This is a genomic window from Kutzneria buriramensis, from assembly GCF_003387475.1.
Classification (GTDB): domain Bacteria; phylum Actinomycetota; class Actinomycetes; order Mycobacteriales; family Pseudonocardiaceae; genus Kutzneria; species Kutzneria buriramensis.
Map to the genome: position 1 here is coordinate 43,052 of NZ_QUNO01000023.1, position 21,223 is coordinate 64,274.

The following is a 21,223-nucleotide window of genomic DNA, read 5'->3' on the forward strand; positions in this document are numbered from 1 at the left end:
ACGATGAGGCGTCCCCCGACGCAGCCTCACACGTTGCTGCCGCGAAGTTGTCGCCTTGAACCAGCAAGAAACTCTACTGCCAGGTGGAGATGGTCTTCGTTCACTCCGACGCCAGCTTGTCGAGCAGCTCCGGAACCTCGGCGGGCACGCTGAAGTAGGAGGCTTTCACACCGTCGGGATACTGTGCGACGAAGATCGGTGCCACCCCAGGCGGGATCTTCCCCTGCTTCTGCAGCGTTTCCGTCAACCGCAGGAACGGCCGTGTGAAGCCGCGAAGCATCCGATCGTCGGCGTATTCGCCCAGCTCGTAGACCTTCGCACGGCTCACCTGGCCGCCGTTGTCGGTAGTGGCCAGGCGAAGCGCGGCTGCCTGCACGGCGGCTTCAACGTCGAGGTGCTTCAACAACTCGGACACGGCATCGAGGGTCCAAGGACTGAACTGGTCAGCTGGCTCCCCCTCGGTCGTTGTAACGCTCTCCGCGTCGGCGGACGAAGCTTCGTCGACCTCGACCTGGAGCACCGAGGCGCGCTTGAGAAGGTCGGCCGGGCGCATCAGGAACAGGCGGTGGCCGGTCAGCTCGTGGTATTCCCGCGTCAGCTCAGGCCGGGGGCCGATGAAGGCGGACTGCTGCCGCCACCACCAGTCGTCCTTCTCGTCACGGGTGACGATGATCAGGTCCCGGTCCTGGCCCTTGGCCTGCCGGGTGGCCTGATACCAGATGAGGTAGTCGCCGGCGGCGCCGTCCGGCGATTTACTGGCGCGCTTCTCTGCGTCCCGATACCCCGGTGGCTCCTCGGCGTCGACGCGGCGGTTGGCCTCGGTAAGGCAGTCCTCCCACTCCTGAGGGTCGAGCGGGGCGGTCACCCGTCCTGCGAGTAGCGCCTCTAACTGCGCGAGCAGGGGATCGCCGGAGTTGGCGTCGGCATCCTGCAGGACCTTCTGGAGCTCGTCCTTCAGCGTGTCCAGGAATCCGTCGACCCGCGAGGTCAGTTCGGACAGCTCTTCGTCGTCCACCACACCGACCGCTTTGGCCCAGGTCGTCAGCGCGTCGTTCATCGACCGGCCCGACTTCGCCAGGGCGTCGGTGGCGGTCTTGGTCGCGGTGGCGGGGCTGCCCTGGGAACGCTGTCGGTGCCGCCAGAACTCGCGAAGCGCCTGGTGGGGCACGATCAGCCGATCACCAAGGCTCGTCAGCGTTTTGATCAGGTCTTGCGAGGTTTGCGGCCGGAACCGGTAGAGGTCGAAGAGCACGTTCGTGTCGACTGCGACGACGGCCTCGGCGAGGGCGGCGTTGAGTTCCTCAGACGATGCGATCCTGAAGCCGACGAACTCGCCGTCGTACAAGCCGTTCACAGAGAGCTGATTCGCCGTTCGCCCGGCGGACGTTACGTGCCGATCGGGTGGTAACGAGTTCGGTGCTGCTCACGATCAGGCCAGCACGCCATGGACCGCATCACCGAGTGCGACGTTCGACCTGGAGGACTCGTGGGGCAGCAGTTGGGGGCCGACCCAGACGAGTTGAGGGATCTGGGCGGCCGTATGGACAGTTCGGCCGATCAGGTGGACCACGTGACCGCCGGTATCACGGCGCTGCTGTCCTTTTCGCGCTGGGAGGGAGCCGATGGTGAGCGCTTTCGGTCGGAATGGCACGGCAGGCTGCGCGGGCAGTTGAGCGCCGCTGCGGCGGCGATGCGGGATTGCGGCTCGACGCTCCGGGACAACGCGGCGCAGCAGACCGATGCCAGCAAGGCGGAGGATGGCGGCGTTGCCCTGTCCTTGGGACTTGGCATCGCCACGGTGCTTGGGGACGTGGCCGGCATGTCGGAGAGGGCGTCGAAAGACTTGGTGGCCAAGCTTCCCAAATGGGTGCGCGGGCTGGCGTTCAACCCTGTCGCGGATGCCAAGGCTGCGAAGGTGGCCTTTGCCGGCCTGGGCGCCGGGCTCAACGCAGTCGGCATGGCCCTCGACATCGGCGATGCCGCGAGGACCGAGCCGGGCAGTGCGGACTCGTTCAACAAATGGGCGGACGTGGGATTCGACGGAGCCGCCACGCTGGCGTCGACGGCTGAGGTTGCAGCGATGGCCGAGCTCATTCCGGGCGCGCAGCCGATTGCGACGGCCATCCTGGCCATCGACGCGGTGCACCTGGTCTACGACGACGTTGTCGCCGTCGATCCCGAGTTGCCCAGCGAGGTCGTGTCCGCGGTGGGGCAAGCGGGGAAGAAGGCAGTGGACGCCGCCGAATCGGTGATCTCCGGTGGCGCGCACGCCGTGCTGAGCTGGCTGTAGAAGGGAATGCCCGTGCCCGACGAGATGATCCTCACCTTCGCGGAGATCGAGTTCCTGCTGCGGTCGCGGGAGCCGAAACTGGATGTGCGCAAGCTCCTGCGGATCAAGGCAGAGGCGGCCGGCGACGTGGTCGCGGCCGCCGGGTTGGCTTCCCTGCTGGCCCGGGACCTGTGCGTCGAGACCCATGGCAAGGTCAAGCTCGGCCGGGAGATCGCGGCAATCGCTGCCGTCCTGGTGACGGCCGACATCGCTGTGAACGCGCTCGGCTGGATCGGCGAGGACATGGTGCTCCTGCACGTGTTCAGCTGTCCCGGCGGTCAACTCTCGTTCCGGGCGGTTGGCCACGGCCGATTTGCCGTCGAGGTACTGGCGCCTGATCGACCGCTGAGCGCCGGGCTCGTCCGGCTGATGGACCTGTGTCTGACCGGTGACGGCGAATCCGCAGTGCTGCTCAAGATGGAGACCACCGCGAGCGAGCCGATCAGCATGGCCGTGGCCCGTGGCGTGAACGGCGAGTGGCACCTGTCGGACTCCGCCTTGAACGCCACGAGTAGCCGCGAGGTGACGCCGGAGGCGGCCCGCGCGCGGGTCGTCGAAGTCTTCGACGGGGATGCGGCCGCCGTGGGCGGGACGAGATGATCTCGACCGTCAGCGCGGGCGCCGCAACCGCTGTCGGGCGGCGACACCTGTCCAATGAGGATGGACATCTGGTCGCGGACGCGGTCTTCGCGGTGGCCGACGGAATGGGCGGCCACGCCGCTGGCGAGGTCGCGAGCGCGATGGCGCTGTCCCGCCTTCGATCGCTCGCCGCACAGGCCGACCTCAGCCCGGATTCCGTGCTGGCCGCGCTCACCGGCGTGAGCGAGGAGATCTTCCTCGCCGGCGCCGGCAACGCGGACCAGTGCGGAATGGGAACCACGGTGGCCGGGCTGGCCCTGGTGCGGATGGCCGGCGCGCCGCACTGGCTCGTGTTCAACGTCGGCGACTCGCGGGGATACCGCTTCGCCGGGGGAGTGCTCACCCAGTTGACGGTGGATCATTCCGAGGTCGCGGAGTTGGTTGCAGCGGGCACGCTGACCCTGCAGGACGCCCAGCGCCATCCGAGGCGCAACGTGATCACCAGGGCGCTGGGCAGCCGCCCGGCGCCGGAGATCGACGTGTGGATGTTCCCGCCCGATCCGGCGGAGCGATTCCTGCTCTGTACGGACGGCCTCTGCCAGGTCGTCTCCGACGCCGTGCTGGCCGCCGCGCTGGGAACCCATTCGGAGCCGCGCGCCGCGGCCGAAGAGCTGATCGCACTGGCGGTGGCGGCCGGCGCAGAGGACGACGTGACCGCGGTGGTCGTCGATCTCCAGGCCGACCTCGCCCGCGCGGACGAACGCACGGTTCCCCGGGCGAGCTTGCCGAAGGAGTCCTAGATGGCGCCTGAGGTCCGTTACACACCTGGCACCTGGACTTGTCTGGTGGGGCCGTCCATCTGCCTGCTCGCGGACTGGGCTCCGGACAGCGGAGTGTTCGCGCGGTGTTGGTCACTCGTGCGGGACGGGGCGTCCGTCGAGGACGTGCTGGACGCGGTTGTGCGGGACGGGCTTCGTGCGGTCGGAGATTTCGCCCTGGCGAGTTTCGGCAGTCGGCAGGGCCAGCTCGTGGTTCGCGGCAAGGCGGCGATCGAGGTCGCCGGCGCGGAGGCGCTGCACGCAGTGGACGTCTCCACCTGGCTGGAGCGGCCTTGGGACGCCACCGTGACGGCCGTGCTGTCGGCACCGGGTGTGTCGGCAGATGGGCCGGAACTGCCGTTGGTGACGGGCGTGGCGTTGGCGGGACGCATCGTCGTGGGGCCCGTTCCGGCGCCCGAAGCAGCGGCACCCGTCGAACCGGCGAAAGAAGAGCACGTCGTCGAGGAAACCTATGAAGACATCTTCGCCCAGCGGGAATCCGCCGATGTCACCCGCTACCGCGCTGCCATCCCACCTGTGCCGCAGACGGGAGTCATTGCTTCCGTCCCCTGGGAGCAGAAGGCGGAGCCGAGCAAGGTCGCGTCGACGGTGAGACGGGACCAGTTGCCGTCGGCGTCGCCGCGATCGAAACCGGGCGTGCTCCGTCTGTCCACGGGAGACGTCATCGCGCTGGACCGCGACGTCATCCTGGGCCGTGCCCCAACCTCAACGGAGAAGCCGGCCGCCAAACCGAATCTGGTTCAGCTGCCCCACGCGGGTGACGACATCTCACGCAACCATGTGCGGGTCCACATCGAGGGTGCGTCCGTGTTCGTCACGGATCTGGGCTCCACCAACGGAACCGCTGTCACCCCGCCGGGCGGTCCGCGGACGGTCCTGTCGCCGAACGTGCCGGTCGAGATCGTGGCCGGCACAGTGGTCGGCCTTGCCGACGTCGTCACCTTCCGGTTCGAGGCCGGCTGATGTCCGCCGCACCACCGGACGTCCCCGGGCATCGGTACGTCCGTCGGCTCGATTCCGGCGGATTCGCCGACGTCCACGTTTATCGCCAGCTCAGGCCGGACCGCGAAGTCGCGGTCAAGATCCTCAAGGATGTGGACCTCTCCGCGCAGGCACGTCAGCAGTTCGCCGACGAGGCGAGCGTGATGGCCGAACTGACCGGTCACGAGAACATTGTTCGGGTGCTGTCAGCGGGCGAGCTGCCTGACGGCCGGCCGTATCTCGTGATGGAGTTCTACCCCAACGGTGATCTGCGGGGCCGCCTGGAGCGCGGCCCGTTGCCGGTCGCCGAGGTGCTCGACATCGGCGTCCGCATCGCGAGCGCAGTTGCCACCGCCCACCACGAGAACATCTTGCACCGCGACATCAAGCCGTCGAACATCCTGCTGGACAAGCGCGGACGGCCGGCGCTGACCGACTTCGGCATCGCCAGCACGCTCGCGGCGGGGAGTTCCGCGCCAGCCGAGCACCTGTCGCTGCACTGGGCGCCGCCCGAGGTCGTGCGCAACGAACCGTCGACCAAGCTGTCGGATCTGTTCTCGCTCGCGGCGACGCTCTGGCATCTGCTCGCCGGCCATTCGCCGTTCGAGATACCCGGCGGCGACAACTCGGATGGTCCTGTGATGGCCAGGATCACCACCATGGCCACGCCGCCCACAGGACGTTCCGATGTGCCGCAACGACTTGAGCGTCTGCTCCAGCGGGCGATGGAGAAGGACACGCTTGCGCGTCCCGCGTCGGCAGTCGAGTTCGCGCGCTTGCTGCGACTCGTGCAGGAGGAGATGGGCAGCGAACCAACGCCCATGTCCGTTCCGGACGAAGGGCCGCGTGAGCCGGTGGTCGTGGCGCCGGTGGCAGCGAGTCCGACTCGCAAGGCTTCGGTGGTCGTCACTGCGGCCAAGGTCCAGCAATTCTTGCCGCCGGACACGGTTGCCCGCCCTCGCCGCCACGAGGAGAAGGCTCAACCGACGATGCTCCGGTCTGTTCCGGTGTCGGCCGAGCAAGCGGATGGCCCGTCGGAGAGGAAGGTTCCGCGTCGGTGGATCCTCATCGGTTCCGTGGCCGCGATGACAGCAGCGGGCGTCGGTGGGGCAGCCGTCGTACTGACCGGCGGCGGAAGTGCTCCGACGGTCGTCCCGCCGGCAAACTCCGTGCAACCACAGCAGAACGCCGGCGCGCTGGGCGAGAACGAGCCGCCGGGCACGCCGACTCTCGTCGTCGTGCGATCGAATCCGTCCACACTGCACTTCAGCTGGACATACTCCGCGCAACTCGCCAGTGACACCTTCCGCTGGCGCACCCCCGACGGTGCGAAGTCCGGAACGACCCACGAAAGTTCTTTGGACATAAGCGATCCGGCAGGGACGAAGCTGTGCGTTCAGGTGAAAGTCGTCCGGGTGACCGGCGACGACGGGACGACAGACTACTCGCCGGCCGCCTGTGGGTCCTGACCCTTCGCTCGATCGTGTGACAATCTCATTCGTTACGCCGTAACGGAATCGGCCGTGCGGCCGAAAGGTCGGGAGTGAGAGGGCGGCAGGGCAAGGGAATCCTCGGTCGGCATCGCGCCGGTATGGTCTCCGCGACTGTTCTGCTGGTGGGTGTGGTCACGCTGGTGGCGTTCATCCTGTCCAGCAACGGTTATCCGGTACGGCACGTCGATCTCAATGACGGCGGCATCTGGGTCACCAGTGACCAGGACGGACTGTTCGGCCGGCTCAACCGGCCAGCTGGCGCGCTCGACGCCGCCTTCTACCCGCCGGGTGGCGCCCAGCAGTCCTACCAACTGGACATCGGACAGGACGGCTCGAACGTCGTAGCCTGGGACCGCGCCGGTGGCAAACTCATGCCGGTCGACGTCAGCCGCGGCGTCACCCTCACGGATCAGGCGGTCGCCGTCTCAGCCGGCGAACAGATGGCGATCGGCGGCGGAACCGTCGCCGTTCTCGACGCGGCCACAGGGCGGGTGTGGGCCAGCCGAGCAGCCACCGGCACCGGCATCGACTCGCTCAGCCGCTTGGACGCGGCGGCCCCGACCGTGGCGACGTTGGGCCATGACGCCGGCAAGGCTGCCCTCGCCGTCGGCATCGACGGATCCGTCTACGCGGCTGGCAGCAACGGCGTGATCGCCACCGTTCGCCCGGACGGAGCGGACTTCGCCAAGGCCGAATACCACAACGTCGGCAAGCATCTCGACACCGTGCAGGTGACGGCGGTGGGCACAGTCGGCGTCGCTCTCGACCCCAGCAGCGGTTCGTTGTACCTAAACGACGGCCGGACGGCGCAGGCCGGCATTTCCGATCCCGGAGCGGTGCTCCAGCAGCCAGGACAGAGCGACACGACCGTGGTGGTCGCGTCGACCCGCACGCTGGTCACCGTCGATCTCGGCAGCGGCAAGGCAGCGACGCTCTACCACGGCGCCGACGGAAGCCCTGCGGCCCCTGTGCGACTCGGCGAATGCGTGCATGCCGCGTGGGCCGGCGCGTCCGGCGGCTACGTGCGGTCCTGTGACGGCGCACCGGCAACGCCAGGCAACCTGAAGGACGAGAAGACACTGGTGCGCCCAGTGTTCCGCGTCAACCGGAACGCCATCGTGCTCAACGACCTGGCCACCGGAGCGGTCTGGGACCTCCAACGCCAGGCGAAGGTGGACAACTGGTCGTCGGTGAAGCCGCCGCCGGAGAAATCCACCAGCGACAAGAACAACAACGAGGACAACGCGCAGGCGGCCGAGAACCTGCCGCCGAAGGCCGTAGACGACACGCTCGGCGCGCGCCCAGGCCGCACCACCGCCCTGCACGTCCTGGACAACGACTCCGACCCCGGCGGCAACATCTTGTCCGTCAGCTCGGTCACCGCTCCCGACAACCCCACCGCCACACTCTCGATCGCACCCGACGGACAGACCGTCCTCGTGGCGATGCCGCCCGGGGCCGGCGATGTCCACTTCAAGTACACCGTGGACGACGGCAAGGGCCTCAACGCGACCGCGGCTGTGACGGTCCAGTCCAGACCGCCGGGCCAGAACGAACAACCAGCGCTACGGGCCGGAGCGCCAGCGATTACCTGGACCGTGGCGTCGGGCGGCCGGCTTCAGTTGCCAGTCCTGGGAGATTGGCGGGACTTCGACGGCGACCCGGTCGTGTTGGTGGACGCGAGTGGCACCGGCGGCACCGCGGCCACCGGCCCCGACGGCACTGTCATTTACACCGCGCCGAAGGCCGGCGGCACGCAGACGGTGAACTACCAGGTCTCGGACGGCATCGGAGCGCCGGTGAACGCCTCGTTCACTGTGACTGTGCAGAGTCCCAACAGCACCACCGGAATCGCTCCGACGACCGCGCCCGACGTCGCCCGTGGCCAGGTTGGCCAGCCGATCGTCGTGCGGCCGCTGGACAACGATCTGCCCGGCTCTGACCCTACCAACCCGGCGGCGAAGCTCGCCATCGCCGGCACCGTCGCCAGCCCGGCCGGCACCGTGGTCGACACCGACACCACAGCCGGGACGTTGACGGTGACTGCCAGCCGTGCTGGCACGTTCCTCCTGAGTTACACCGCATCCTTCGGCAACGCGCCGTTCGCGAAGGGCAGCATCCGGGTCGACGTCACTGCGCCGCCGGGCTCGCCGCAGCTTCCGGTCGCCATACCCGACAACGCCGTTCTGCACGGGCAGACCGCCGCGCTCGTCGACGTGCTCGCCAACGACTTCGACCCGTCCGGGGACGTGCTCGCCGTGCAACACGCCGCCGAAGCCGATTCCTCGCAGTCGCTTCAGGTCGCCGTCGTTCGCGGCCGCTGGCTGCGGATCAACGCCCTGACCCCGTCGCTGCCGCCGGGCCAGCACCTGATCCGTTACACCGTCACCGACGGCGTCACGAGCCCCGTCACCGGCGAGGTCTCGGTGACCCAACTCCCGCCACCGGCCGACGACAATCCGGCGCCGCAGGATGACTACGCGACGGTTCGGGCGGGCGACATCGTCACGATTCCCGTGCTGGACAACGACAGCGATCCAGCGGGTGACCAGCTCACCCTCGTCGGCGACGTGGCTGGCAGCCCACATCCGGGGCAGCTGTCCGCCCAGACGGACAACGGGCAGCAGGTCGGCACGGCCTACGTTGCCGGCGGCGTGGTGCGCTACGTGGCGCCGGACTCCGTCACCAACCAGCAGACCGTGCTGGTGGCGTACACGGTGCAGAACCCCGCGGGCGACCAGGCGACCGGCTACGCCCACGTCACGGTCACGCCGGCCCCCTCACCTGCGAACCCCGACCGTGCCCCGACTCCGAGCACTGTGGACGCTCGTGTCGTCGCCGGCGACACCGTGACACTCACCGTCCCGACGACCGGTGTCGACCCCGATGGCGACAGCGTCGCTGTGACCGGGTTGAGCGGGCCGGCCACGCTGGGGCGGATCACTGCCGTCGGTGCGACATCTCTTACGTACCAGGCGTATCCGACCAGCACCGGCACGGACTCCTTCGGTTATTCGGTGGTCGACCGGTTTGGGAAGTCGGCGAGCGCGAGTATTCGTGTCGCGGTTGTCCCACCGGGCGACCCGCAACCCCCGGTCGCGGTCGACGATACTGCGACGGCGGCGCCGGGCGCTCGGCTGAACATCGACGTCCTGGCCAACGACCTGATCGCTGCCGACGATGACGTGACCGTGGAACCGCTGGCCCGCACCAACAAGCAACTTCCCGACGGTGTTTCGCTTGTCAGTGGCCAGGGACCGGTGGCGGTGACCGCGCCGCCGCTGACCGGGAAGCCGCTGGTTGTCTCCTATGGCGTCACTGATGGCATCGGTACTCCGTCTGTCGGCGTGCTGACCGTACGCAGCCAACAGGGCTACAACGTCCCGCCGGTCACCGTCGACTCGTTCGCGACGCCGCAGCCCGGCGCCGACACCGTCGACGTCGACGTGCTGGCCAAGGACTCCGACCCTGACGGCGACTCCTCACGGCTCGTCGTCGATCAGGTCTTCGACAAGCAGGCCAAGGTCTCCGGCGGGCACCTGACGGTGCCCGTGCTCGACCACCCTCAGGCGGTCGCCTACGAGGTGCGCGACGAGGGTGGGGCGCGGGCGGTCGGCCTGATCCACGTTCCATCCAAGGACTCCGGGGCGCCGTACGCCACCGCCGGCAAGATGATCACCGTTCCGGCCGACGGCAGCCAGGAGATCAAACTTGCCGACTACGTCACCGACCCCGCCGGCAAGCCGCTGCGGCTGACCACCACCGACCAGATTTGGGCGTCGCCAGCGGCCGGGCTCAACGTGCGCAACGACGGCGAGCAGCAGCTGGTGCTGACCGCGCACGCCGGCTACACCGGGCCGGCCGCCATCACCTTCCAGGTCACCGACGGAACATCCCTGACGGATCCGCACGCGCAGACCGCCATCGTCTCCGTGCCGGTCCAGGTAGGCCGAGAAACGCCGGTGCTGCGCTGCCCGACGTCGCCGATCACCCTGATCGAGGGCGGTCCGACGGCGAGCCTGAACGTGGTGTCGGTCTGCCACGTCTGGACCGCCGATCGGGGCTCGCTGTCCTCGCTGGCCTTCACCGCCAGCTGGAAGACCGCGATCTCGGGCGTGGACCTGGGCGTCTCCGGCGCACACACGGTCACGGCGACCGCCAACGGGTCGGCCAAGCCCGGTTCGAGCGGCGTGATCACGGTGAGCGCGCGCGGATTCACCGCCACCGCCGAGATCCCCGTCGTCGTGCAGTCGGCCGCACCACCCTCGCTCGCGGCCATCACCGTCGACGGGGTGAAGGCCGGCGGCACGGCCACCGTCGACCTCAGCGGCTACCTGCATTCCCAGCTGCGGGACCCAGTCGTCACCGCGATCAGCGTCTCCCAGGCGTCGGGCATGCCGGCCACGGCCAGCGCCAACGGCTCCACCGTCCGGCTGACCCCCGGCTCGGACTCGCACGGCACGATCACGTTCACGATCGTCGCCAGCGACGTCGCCGACCACGGCCGTGCCGACCGCCACGCCAGCGGCCTGATCACCCTGCACGTGCTCGGCGTTCCCGACGCACCCGGAGCCCCGACGCCGGGCAACACGGTGCTCAGTCGATCGGTCGAACTCGCCTGGGCGGCACCGGCCAACAACGGCGCGCCGATCACGTCGTACGAAGTCGACTACAACGGCGGCTCGCAGACCTGCCAGGCATCGCCGTGCACGATCACCGGGCTCAGTAACGGGACCAGCTACACCCTCACCGTCAAGGCGATCAACCTCGTCGGCGCCAGCAAGCCGAGCCCCGCGTCCGCCGCGGTGGAGCCGAACACCGTGCCCGGGGCCGTCACCGGGCTCACCACCTCGGCCCCGTCCGACGGAGCCCTGACGCTGAGCTGGGCGGCACCGCCCAACGACGGCACGCCGGTGCAGAACTACCAGGTCACCTGGACCGGCGGTGGCCACCAGACCGTCACCGGTACCTCCACCACGGCAACCGGGCTGGACAACGACAGCAAGTACACCTTCACGGTCATCGCTGTGAACAGCCAAGGCCCCGGCCCGGCCGCGACCGTCGAGGGCCAGTCGGCCGGCACCCCACCCAGTCCACCCGCACCGACGTTCACCGCCACAGACTCCGCGGACGCCTCCTCACGCGCGGTCGTGGTGTCCTGGACACCACAGGACCCCAACGGTCCCGGACCGACGACCTACACCGTCACCAGGACCGGCGGCGGAAGCAAAACGGTGTGCACCAACGTGTCCACCAACTCCTGCGACGATGACGGCCTCGCCAACGACGGCACGACCTACACCTACGCCGTGACCGCTGCCAACGCCGTCGGGCACACCTCCAAGCCCAGCCCCGGCGCCCAGATGGAGGCCACCGCGACTCCAGGGCCAATCACCGGACTCTCGGCGACCGCGACCGGCTCCGACGGCCAAGCGACGATCAAGTTCGACGCCCCAGCCTCACACGGCGCGAGTTCGACAGTCAGCTGCCGGTACTCCGGCGGCAGCTGCGGCACCTGGACCTTCCCGACGGGCGGCCAGACCGGCGTCACCGAGACCGTCAACGGCCTGCCGAACGGCACAGCGTCGACGATCACGCTGCAGGACTGCAACGGCAGCAGTGGCGGCGCGTACGCCGGAAGTCCCTGCGACAGTGCTGTTTCCGCCAACGTCACGACCTACGGGCCGATCAAGAACCTGAACATCACAACGTCGGCCAACGCACAGACTGTCAACTTCACCGTCTCCGTCGACCCCAACGGCAAGCCCGCCACCGTCACCGTGCAGACCAGCCGGCAGTCACAGACATTCACCACCGGCGTCGGCGCCTGGAGCTGGAGCGGCTCGGACAACGTCGGCTACAGCAGCAGCGACACCATCAACGTGACAGTGTCCGACCCAGGCCGCGCCACTGTCAGCGGATCGAAGACGCAGGGCACGCCGGCGCCGCCGCCCCCACCGCAGACAGTGACCGTGACAAAGGGCGCGCCGTGCGGCGCCAAGTGCGCCAGCTCGTGCACGGATCCCTCCTGCGCCTACATCCACGTGCAGACGGCCAACTTCAGCGGACCGGTCACCTGCGTGTTCAACAGCCAGCACGGCAACGGCGGCTTCGTGAACACGCCCTACGGCGCGAACGACAGCAAGGACTCCTACGACTGGTTCGGCTACCGAGGCCAATGGGTGAGTGCCACCTGCGGCGGGGTCACCGGCCAGATGACCTGGTACTAGATGGAGACACGAGATGACGATCACCACTGACCAGACCACCTGGTTCGCGCAGACCTTCGAGCGGATGGCCAGCAACGTCAGCCAGGTCGTCCTGGGCAAGCACCACGTCGCCCGGCTGGCCGTCGTCTGCCTGCTGTCCGAAGGACACCTCCTGCTCGAGGACTGCCCGGGCACAGGCAAGACCTCGCTGGCGCGGGCGCTGGCCAACACCGTGCAGGGCTCGCAGTCGCGCATCCAGTTCACGCCGGACCTGCTGCCCTCGGACGTGACCGGGGTGACCGTGTACGACCAGCGTACGCAGCAGTTCGAGTTCCACAAGGGACCGGTGTTCAGCAACATCGTGCTCGCCGACGAGATCAACCGGGCCTCGCCAAAGACCCAGTCGGCGCTGCTGGAGGTTATGGAGGAGGGACGGGTCACCGTGGACGGCCAGTCCCGGCCGGTCGACCGCCCGTTCATGGTGATCGCCACCCAGAACCCGATCGAGCAGGCCGGAACCTACCAGCTGCCGGAGGCCCAGCTGGACCGGTTCCTGATGAAGACCAGCGTCGGCTACCCCGACCACGAGGCCACCGTCGCGTTGCTGGCCGACTCCGCCGTGCGTGACAGGGCGTCACGGGCCCAGCCGGTGATCACCGCATCGGTGGTGGCCACGATGAGCTCGTTGGCAGACCAGGTCCATGTCGACCCGGCGGTGCTCGCCTACGTGAGCCGGCTGGCCGAGGAGACCCGCCGCCATCGACACGTCACGCTCGGGTTGTCGGTGCGCGGCTGCCTGGCCTACGTCCGATGCGCGAAGACGTGGGCCCTCGGATGCGGCCGGGAGTACGTGGTGCCGGACGACATCAAGCAACTGGCGCAGCCCATCCTCTCGCACCGTTTGCTGGTGGACCCGGACGCGGAGTTCGCCGGTGTCCGCGTGGAGAGCGTCATCGATGATGTCCTCGCCGCCGTCGCGGCCCCGACCATGAGGGCGGCGTGACCGTCTTGAGGCGGCTGGCGCCGCTATTGTCCGTGGTCAGCCCGCTGGGACGGGCGGTCGCGGTCGTCGCCGTGCTGAGTTGGCTGGTGGGTTGGCAACTCGGTTGGGCAGAGGCGATGGTCGCCGCCGCGGCCTGTGCCGCGCTCCTCGGGCTCTGTTCGCTGTTCACGATCGGCCGGATCGCGCTCGAGGTGACCGTGGACACGCAGCCGCGACGAGTGGTCGCGGGCACCCCGGTGGTAGTGGGCATCACGGCGACCTGCGCCTCTCGCCGGGCGCTGCTGCCCGTCGAACTCGACGTGCCGATCGGCGACTCCTCGACCCGGCTCGCGCTTCCTGGTCTCGCGAACGGCGCCGTCCATGAGGAACTGATCTCGGTGCAGACCACACGGCGCGGCGTGATCACCATCGGACCGGCCAGTTGCCTGCGCGGAGACCCGTTCGGGCTGTGCTGGCGGTCGACGACCTGGGGAGGCCCGACCGAGGTGTTCGTGCACCCGGTGACGGTCGCGCTCGCCCCGCTCGGCGTCGGCCTGCTGCGCGACCTGGAGGGCCGGACCAGCAACAACCGGTCGAACAGCGACCTGGCCTTCCACAGCCTGCGGGACTACGTGCCGGGCGACGACCGCCGGCACATCCACTGGCGTTCGTCGGCGAAGTTGGCCACCTCCGACTCGGACGGCCGGTTCCTCGTCCGGCAGTTCCTGGACACTCGAAGGACCCATCTGACGGTGGTCGTCGACGGTGATCCCGCCGCCTACCGGGATCCCGAGGACTTCGAGTCCGCCATCGCCGCCGCAGCCTCGGTGGTCGGCCGGGCCGCCCGCGACGACATGCGGACGTCGGTGTTCGCGGCAGGCCCCGTCGCTACGGTCCGGCATCCGCTCGACGCCTTCTGCCGCGCGGAACTCGGCGGCAGCGGACTGGTGGAGCTCACCGGCCGGGTGGCGAAGACCGCGCCGGCGACCAGCATGGCGCTGCTCGTCACCGGCGCGCGCACGGAGCTCTCGGTGCTCCGGCGGGCCGCTCGCGCGCTGCCCCCGCAAGTCAGCGTCGTCGCCCTGCGCGTGGACCCGACGTCGAAGGCCGGCGTATCCGTGAGTGGCGCACTCACGCTACTGACGATGCCCACTTTGGACAGTCTGCCCGCGCTGCTGCGGAGGTCGGCGTGAATCGAGCGGCTCTGGCGGACGCCGCCTTCGTAGTGGTGCTGTGCATGGCGGCGCTGTTTGGATTCAGCACCACCTACAGCGGCTTGTCCTTCCTGCTCGTCGGCGCCGTCGGTGTGCTGCTCGGGGTGATCGTGGGTTGGCTGGGCGGCATGCTGCGCCAGCCGGTGTTGATGGTGGCGTTGTTGACCGTGGTCGTGTTCTTCCTGCTCGGCGGCGCTGTCGCGCTGCGTGGCCAGATACTGCCGACTGTGCCGGTGTTGGCCAGCCTCGCCGACCTGAGCGTGCACGGGTGGATGCAGCTGCTCACGACACTGCCGCCGGTCGACACCAGCGGTCCGTTGCTGGTGATCCCGTACATCCTCGGACTTATCGGCGGGGCGGCCGGGTTTACACTGGCCCGGCGGGTGCGCCTCAGCATCGCCCCGGTCGCGGTGCCCGTGGCGTTGCTGGCGTCGGTCATCCTGCTCGGCACCTCGGAGCCGGCGGCGTTGTTGTTGCAGGGAGCGGTGTTCACCTGCGTTGCCGGACTGTGGGCCGCGCTGCGGGCCGCGCGGAGGCACCAGCGGGTCGGTGGCCGTGCCGGCCGGGCGTCCCGCCTCCTGTCCGGCGCGGGTGTTCTCGGAGTGACGGTCGCGATCGCCGCCGTCGCCGGTCCGGCGCTGCCAGGCGCGGGCGACAATCCTCGGCTTGTGCTCCGGGACCATGTCCAACCGCCGGTGGACGTCGCGGCGTTCCCGAGCCCGCTGGTCGGCTTCCGCAAGTACACCAAGGACGCCAACCAGCTGTGGGACCAGGCGCTGTTCACCGTGTCGTCGCTGCCGGCCGGCGCCACGGTTCGGATCGCGACGCTCGACGACTACGACGGCTCAGTGTGGGGAGCGAGCAACCGCCCGGGCGCGGCCACCTCGTTCCAACGCGTAGGAACGCGGATCGAACAATCGGTCACCGGCACTCAGGTGAGCATGCGGGTGACGATCAAACCCGCCTACGCGCAGGCGGACGATCTCGACGCGTGGCTCCCGACCGTCGGCGCGGCGACCGCAGTCGACTTCACCGGCCCCCACGCGGCGTCGGAGTCCGACAGTTTCCGGTACAACCTCGGCGCGCGATCGGGCGTGGTCACGGACCGCCTGTCCGCCGGCGATTCCTACACCGTGCAGGCCGTGATCGACTCGACGACGTCCCCGGTCGATCCGCAGCCACTCGGACAGTCCGAAGTGGACTCCAAGTTCACGGCGCTCGCCGCGAGCCGAGCAGTGCAGTGGGCAGGAAAGGCGAGCGGCCCCTGGAACGAACTGCAAGCCGTCACCACCTACCTGCACGCCAACGGCGCCTACAGCGACGGTGGCCCCGGCGAGACGCAGTTCCTGCCCGGTCACGGCGCGGGCCGCCTCGGCTCGTTCCTGAACGGCCACCAACCGGTCGGGGACGACGAGCAGTACGCCGCCGCATTCGCGTTGATCGCCAACGACCTGGGCATGCCGGCGCGCGTCGTGCTGGGTGCGGTGCCCGAGGCGGACGGGACCGTCAAGGGCAAGGACGTCCACGCCTGGGTCGAGGTGCACGTGGCGGACGGCCGATGGATCCCGATTCCGCAGACGACGTTCATGCCGGACACCAGCCGCAAGCCGGATCAGCAGCCGCCGCAGAAGATCCAGAACGCGAGCGCCGCGGTGGTACCGCCGCCGAACGCCGTACGCCCGCCGAGCACGCTCGACGACGCGGAGCAGGCCGCCACCCGCGGCGGTCGTGTGACCGGCGACCCCGGACCAGAGGGCTGGCAGCTGCCCGAGTTCGTAGTGGCCGCGCTGACATGGGGCGGTCCACCGATCCTGCTCGGTGCCCTCGTGTGCGGACTGATCGTCGCCATCAAGGCGAGACGGCGCAGTCTTCGACGTAGCCGCGGCACGCCGGTCTCCCGTTTCGCCACCGGCTGGTTGGAGCTGGTCGATCACGCGAGGGACCTGGGCGTCGCGGTGTCCCGTGGCGGTACGCGGCGGGAACAAGCCGGTGAGCTTGCCCGGTACGACATCGGCGGCCTCGCGTTCGCCGCGGACGCCACCGTTTTCGGCCCCGGTCTCTCCTCCGACCAGGACGCCGAGTTGTTCTGGCGGGAGATCGACCGCGCCCGCCGGGCGATGAGCGCCGGTGTCGGCCGGTGGCGGCGGATCCGCGCTGCGCTGAACCTGACCACACTCCGGCCCGGCTGGGGGCGTCGCCGATGAAGCTGAAACTCACCCTGCGGCGATCTGGCCGCCCGGATGCCGATCTGCTCGTCACCGTGGACGCGCGGACGAAGATCGGCGAGTTGGCGCAGTACCTCGCCGGAGCTGATCCCACCGGCAGCGTGACCGGCGACAGCGCGCTGACGATCGCGGTGGTCGGCAGAGAACACCTCGCGCTCGATCCCTGGACGGCAGTCGGGGACACCACCCTGTGCTGCGGCGCCACCATCGCCCTCGTACCCGGCGGACGTACGTTCGCCGACCCGTCGATGCCCGTCGCGACGCTGCGGATCGTCGACGGGCCCGACGTCGGGCGGGAGTTTCCACTGCGGACCGGATCGAGCGTGATCGGGCGGGAGCACGACTGCACGGTCCGGCTCACCGATCCGCTGGTGTCACGCCGCCACGCCAGGGTGAACGTCACCGACGTCGTGGACATCACCGACCTCGGCTCCGCCAACGGCATGCAGATCGGCGAGAGCCAGGTCTCCCACACGGTGCTGCGGCCGGGAGAAACGGTCCGGCTCGGCGACACCGAGCTGGCGCTCGTGTCGTTCACGCCCGCAGTTGCTCGGGGCGCGGCCGTGACCACCGTCGAGTTCGTCCGCTCGCCCCGGCTGGACCCCCGCTACGTCGGCGTCGAGTTCGCCGCACCGACGCCACCGCAACGTCCGCATGGCCAGCGGTTCCCGATGCTGTCCGTGCTAGCGCCGATCCTGATGGGGGTCGTGCTCTACGCGGTCACCGGCTCGCTGCTGTCCCTGCTGTTCGTCGGGCTCAGTCCGTTGATGATGATCGGCGGAGCGGTCGAGACCAAATGGGGCGCTCGCAAGGACTTCCGACTGGCGCTCCGCCTGTTCCGTTCCGACGTGGACGATCTGGTCGCCGACGTGCGCCGTGAACTGGAGCGGGAAGCCGTCGAACGTGACCGGGAACATCCGGCGACCGGAGACTGCGTCGACGCCGTCCGCACCCGCGCACCGTTGCTGTGGACCAGACGTCCCGACGACCGTGGCTTCCTGGAGCTGCGCCTGGCCACCGGGGCACTGCCGTCGCGCTTTTCCGTGCGCCTGCCCGACACGCAGGCACTGCCCCGAGACCTGGTCGCGGAGCTGGCCAAGGCCGTGGATCCGTTGGGCGTCGTGGCCGGCGTGCCGATCGTTGCCCGGCCAGGTGAGCACGGAGCGATCGGGGTCGCCGGGCCCAGACCGGTCATGCTCGGCGTCGCACGGGCCCTGGTCACGCAGCTCGTCGCGCTGCACTCGCCCGCTGAGGTCGTGCTCACGGCGTTCGCCTCGTCGGAATCGGCTCGGGACTGGGAGTGGCTGCGGTGGCTGCCGCACACGACATCGCCGCACTCGCCGATCAACTGCCGTCAGCTCACGTCGAGCACGCCCGAGGCGACGGCGCTGGCCGCCGAACTGGATGCGTTGCTGGAACGACGGGAAGCGGGTGGCCCCGGCCCGGCCGTCTTCGTGCTGGTGGAGGACGACGCGCCGATTGACCGCAGTCGGCTGGTCGAGCTGGCGGAGCGGGGATGGAAACTCGGCATCCATGTGCTGTGGCTGGCTGGCGACACCACCGGTCTGCCCGCCGCGTGCCGGGCCTTCGTGTCGGTCGAGCACGGCCCGGACCGGGCGACGGTCGGGTTCGGACACGACGGGCACAGCGTCACCTCAGTCGTGGTCGAGACGCTGGACGCCGGCACCGTCGCAGAGCTGGGTCGCGCGCTCTCACCCCTGGTCGACGCCGGCGCGCGGCTCGATGACGACAGCGATCTGCCGAAGTCGGTGTCGTTGGTGTCCGTCCCGGAGGAGCCGATGGCGATGGCCCCGGCCGCCGTGCTCGAACAGTGGACCGCCAACCAGTCGGTGCTGACCGGCCCGTACGCGCCCGAGGAGCCGATCGAACGGGCCGGCACGCTTCGCGCCGTCATCGGTATGTCCGCGACTGGTCCGCATGCCCTCGACCTGCGCGCCGACGGTCCGCACGCGCTGGTCGGCGGCACGACCGGCGCCGGCAAGAGTGAACTGCTCCAGGCCTGGCTGCTGGCGATGGCCGCCGCCCACAGCCCGCAGCGCCTGACCTTCCTCCTCGTCGACTACAAGGGCGGTTCCGCGTTCCACGAGGTCGCCGAGCTGCCGCACACCGTCGGCATCGTCACCGACCTCGGGCCGCACCAGGCCCGCCGGGCGCTGGAGTCGTTGACCGCCGAGCTGCGTCGCCGGGAGGAGATCCTGGCCAAGCACAAGGTCAAGGACCTGGTGCAGATGGAGAAGGACGGCCATCGTGACGCGCCGCCCAGCCTAGTGATCGTGGTCGACGAGTTCGCCGCGCTGGTGGCGGAGATCCCGGAGTTCGTCGATGGCGTCGTCAACATCGCGCAGCGCGGCCGATCCCTCGGCCTGCACCTGATCCTGGCCACCCAGCGACCGGCCGGCGTGATCAAGGAGAACCTGCGGGCCAACACCAACCTCCGGCTGGCGCTGCGGATGGCCGACGAGGCCGACAGCATGGACGTGCTCGGGTCGCCCCAGGCCGCGTTCTTCGATCCGGAAGCCCCCGGCCGCGCTGTGTCGAAGACCGGGCCGGGACGGCTCGTGCCGTTCCAGACCGGCTACGCCGGCGGATGGACCACCGCCGAGGGCGACAAGCCGGAGATCGTCGTCGAGGAGCTCCGTTTCGGACGTGGACGGAAATGGACGCTGCCCAAGAAGCGGAAGGCCGTGCTGCCCGATCCCGGTCCCACCGACATCCAGCGACTCGTCGAGGCCGTGCGGCAGGCGGCCGAGCACGCCCGGCTCCCGCGCCCGACCCGGCCATGGCTGCCGGAGCTGGAACCGGTGTATGACCTGCACGACCTGTACAAGCGCCGTCGCAATTCCCGGGACAGCGTCGAAGGCGAGCTCGTCTTCGCGATCGAGGACGACCCGCACGACCAGGAGCAGCGGCCGGTGGTCTTCCATCCGGACGTGGACGGCAACCTGGCCGTCTACGGCACCGGCGGCGCCGGCAAGAGCACGCTGCTCCGGTCGATCGCGATCGCCGCCGGCTTCACCGGGGGCTGCCACGTCTACGGCCTCGACTTCGGTGCCCGCGGCTTGGCCATGCTCGAGGAGCTGCCGCACGTCGGCAGCGTCATCCCAGGCTCCGAGCACGAGCGCGTCGTGCGGCTGCTGCGCTGGCTGCGTGCGGAGATCGACGAACGAGCTGTCCGGTTCTCCCAGGCGCATGCCGGCTCACTGGGTGACTACCGGAGCCTCAGTGGCGATTCCGGTGAGCCACGGATCCTTTTGCTGCTGGACGGCATGAGTGCCTTCCGCCAGGCGTACGAGGTCGGCGAGCACAGCCGCTGGTACGAGGTGCTCCTGGGCATCGCCGCCGACGGCCGCAATGTCGGCGTGCACCTCGTGCTGTCCGCCGACCGCCTCAACGCCGTGCCCACCGCGCTTGGTTCCGCGATGCAACGCCGGGTGGTGCTGCGGATGGCCGATCCGACCGACTACACCCAGGTCGGGATGGCCGTCGACGTGCTGGGACCGTCTTCGCCTCCCGGCCGGGGCATGCTGGGCGGTGCCGAGATCCAGGTCGCTGTCCTCGGGTCCCAGCCCGACGTCAACTCCCAGGCTGCCGGTGTCCGTCGGCTCGCCGCGGCGATGACCGGCGCGGGTCTGCCCGCCGCGCCGCCCATCCGGCAGCTGGCCGATCAGATTCCGCTGTCGGAGCTGCCTGTTCTCGAGGCCGAGCCGGTGCTGGGTGTCGCCTCGGACTCGTTGGCGCCGTTCACCTTCCGGCCGACCGGCAGCTTCGTCGTCTGCGGGCCGCCCGGCTCGGGCCGTACCACCACCCTGCGGGCGATCGCCGCAGCGCTGCTCCGCTGGCAACCGGACCGCGAGCTGCACTACTTCGGCCTCCGACAGTCCGAACTCGGCGACCTCCCCTGCTGGGCATCGGCCGCCCGGACCGTCACCGAGCACACCGACCATGCCCGTCAGCTCGCCGAACGCCTCGACTCCTGGGTGCCCGGCGACCGCCCCGTCGCCGTGTTCCTTGAGAGCGTCAACGAGATTTCCGACGGCCCGGCGGGTGCTCCGCTGCTCGCACTGGCCAAGCGGTGCCTGCAGGAGGGGCACTTGCTGGTCGTCGAGGGTGAGACCACCGTGCTGTCCAACTCGTACAACGAGCTGGTCAAGTACGCCAAGAGCGGCCGCTGCGGCCTCGCCCTCCAACCCGACACCAACGACGGCACGACCGTCTTCCACACGCCCTTCCCGCCGCGGCTGCGCCGTGCCGACTTCCCGCCGGGCCGGGCGCTGCTCGTTACCGGCGGCCGGACCGCCGTCGTCCAAGTCGCGAACCCGGAACCCGTTGGGATCACACAGTAATAGGAAGG

Annotated in this window: 11 protein-coding genes; 10 read left to right on the forward strand and 1 reads right to left on the reverse strand. The window is 69.5% G+C overall.

All coding sequences use genetic code 11. From position 1 onward, the window contains the following. Positions 1-100 precede the first annotated feature (100 nt). Positions 101-1,354, reverse strand: a complete 1,254-nt coding sequence (locus BCF44_RS46745; protein ID WP_116181022.1) for a PIN-like domain-containing protein — start codon at positions 1,352-1,354, stop codon at positions 101-103. A gap of 132 nt (positions 1,355-1,486) precedes the next feature. On the opposite strand from BCF44_RS46745, the gene BCF44_RS46750 reads away from it, so the two are divergent. The 10 genes from BCF44_RS46750 (at position 1,487) to BCF44_RS46795 (ending at position 21,215) form a co-directional block, all read left to right on the forward strand. Next, on the forward strand, positions 1,487-2,290 hold the full coding sequence (locus tag BCF44_RS46750) for a WXG100 family type VII secretion target (RefSeq protein WP_116181023.1): 804 nt from the start codon (positions 1,487-1,489) through the stop codon (positions 2,288-2,290). A gap of 12 nt (positions 2,291-2,302) precedes the next feature. Beyond that, positions 2,303-2,929: a hypothetical protein gene (locus tag BCF44_RS46755; protein WP_147328931.1), complete on the forward strand. Its 627-nt coding sequence runs from the start codon at positions 2,303-2,305 to the stop codon at positions 2,927-2,929. After that, the gene (locus tag BCF44_RS46760; RefSeq protein ID WP_116181025.1) at positions 2,926-3,708 is read left to right on the forward strand and encodes a PP2C family protein-serine/threonine phosphatase; all 783 of its coding nucleotides are present in this window, start codon (positions 2,926-2,928) and stop codon (positions 3,706-3,708) included. The genes BCF44_RS46755 and BCF44_RS46760 overlap by 4 nt, the downstream gene beginning before the upstream one ends. 159 nt (positions 3,709-3,867) lie before the next feature. After that, complete coding sequence (locus tag BCF44_RS46765; protein WP_170218133.1) at positions 3,868-4,710, forward strand: FHA domain-containing protein; 843 nt, start codon at positions 3,868-3,870, stop codon at positions 4,708-4,710. Beyond that, positions 4,710-6,197, forward strand: a complete 1,488-nt coding sequence (locus BCF44_RS46770) for a serine/threonine-protein kinase (RefSeq protein WP_116181027.1) — start codon at positions 4,710-4,712, stop codon at positions 6,195-6,197. Before BCF44_RS46765 ends, BCF44_RS46770 begins: the two co-directional genes overlap by 1 nt. A gap of 122 nt (positions 6,198-6,319) precedes the next feature. Further along, entirely contained in the window at positions 6,320-12,451 is a 6,132-nt protein-coding gene (locus BCF44_RS46775) for an Ig-like domain-containing protein (RefSeq protein ID WP_116181028.1), read from the forward strand. Between the two features lie 13 nt (positions 12,452-12,464). After that, the gene (locus tag BCF44_RS46780) at positions 12,465-13,433 is read left to right on the forward strand and encodes an AAA family ATPase (protein ID WP_116181029.1); all 969 of its coding nucleotides are present in this window, start codon (positions 12,465-12,467) and stop codon (positions 13,431-13,433) included. After that, positions 13,430-14,605, forward strand: a complete 1,176-nt coding sequence (locus BCF44_RS46785; protein ID WP_116181030.1) for a DUF58 domain-containing protein — start codon at positions 13,430-13,432, stop codon at positions 14,603-14,605. Before BCF44_RS46780 ends, BCF44_RS46785 begins: the two co-directional genes overlap by 4 nt. After that, positions 14,602-16,830, forward strand: coding sequence for a transglutaminase TgpA family protein (locus BCF44_RS46790; RefSeq protein WP_147328932.1), 2,229 nt, complete (start codon positions 14,602-14,604; stop codon positions 16,828-16,830). Before BCF44_RS46785 ends, BCF44_RS46790 begins: the two co-directional genes overlap by 4 nt. Beyond that, entirely contained in the window at positions 16,827-21,215 is a 4,389-nt protein-coding gene (locus tag BCF44_RS46795; protein WP_147328933.1) for a type VII secretion EssC family protein, read from the forward strand. Before BCF44_RS46790 ends, BCF44_RS46795 begins: the two co-directional genes overlap by 4 nt. The last annotated feature ends 8 nt before the right edge of the window (positions 21,216-21,223 follow it).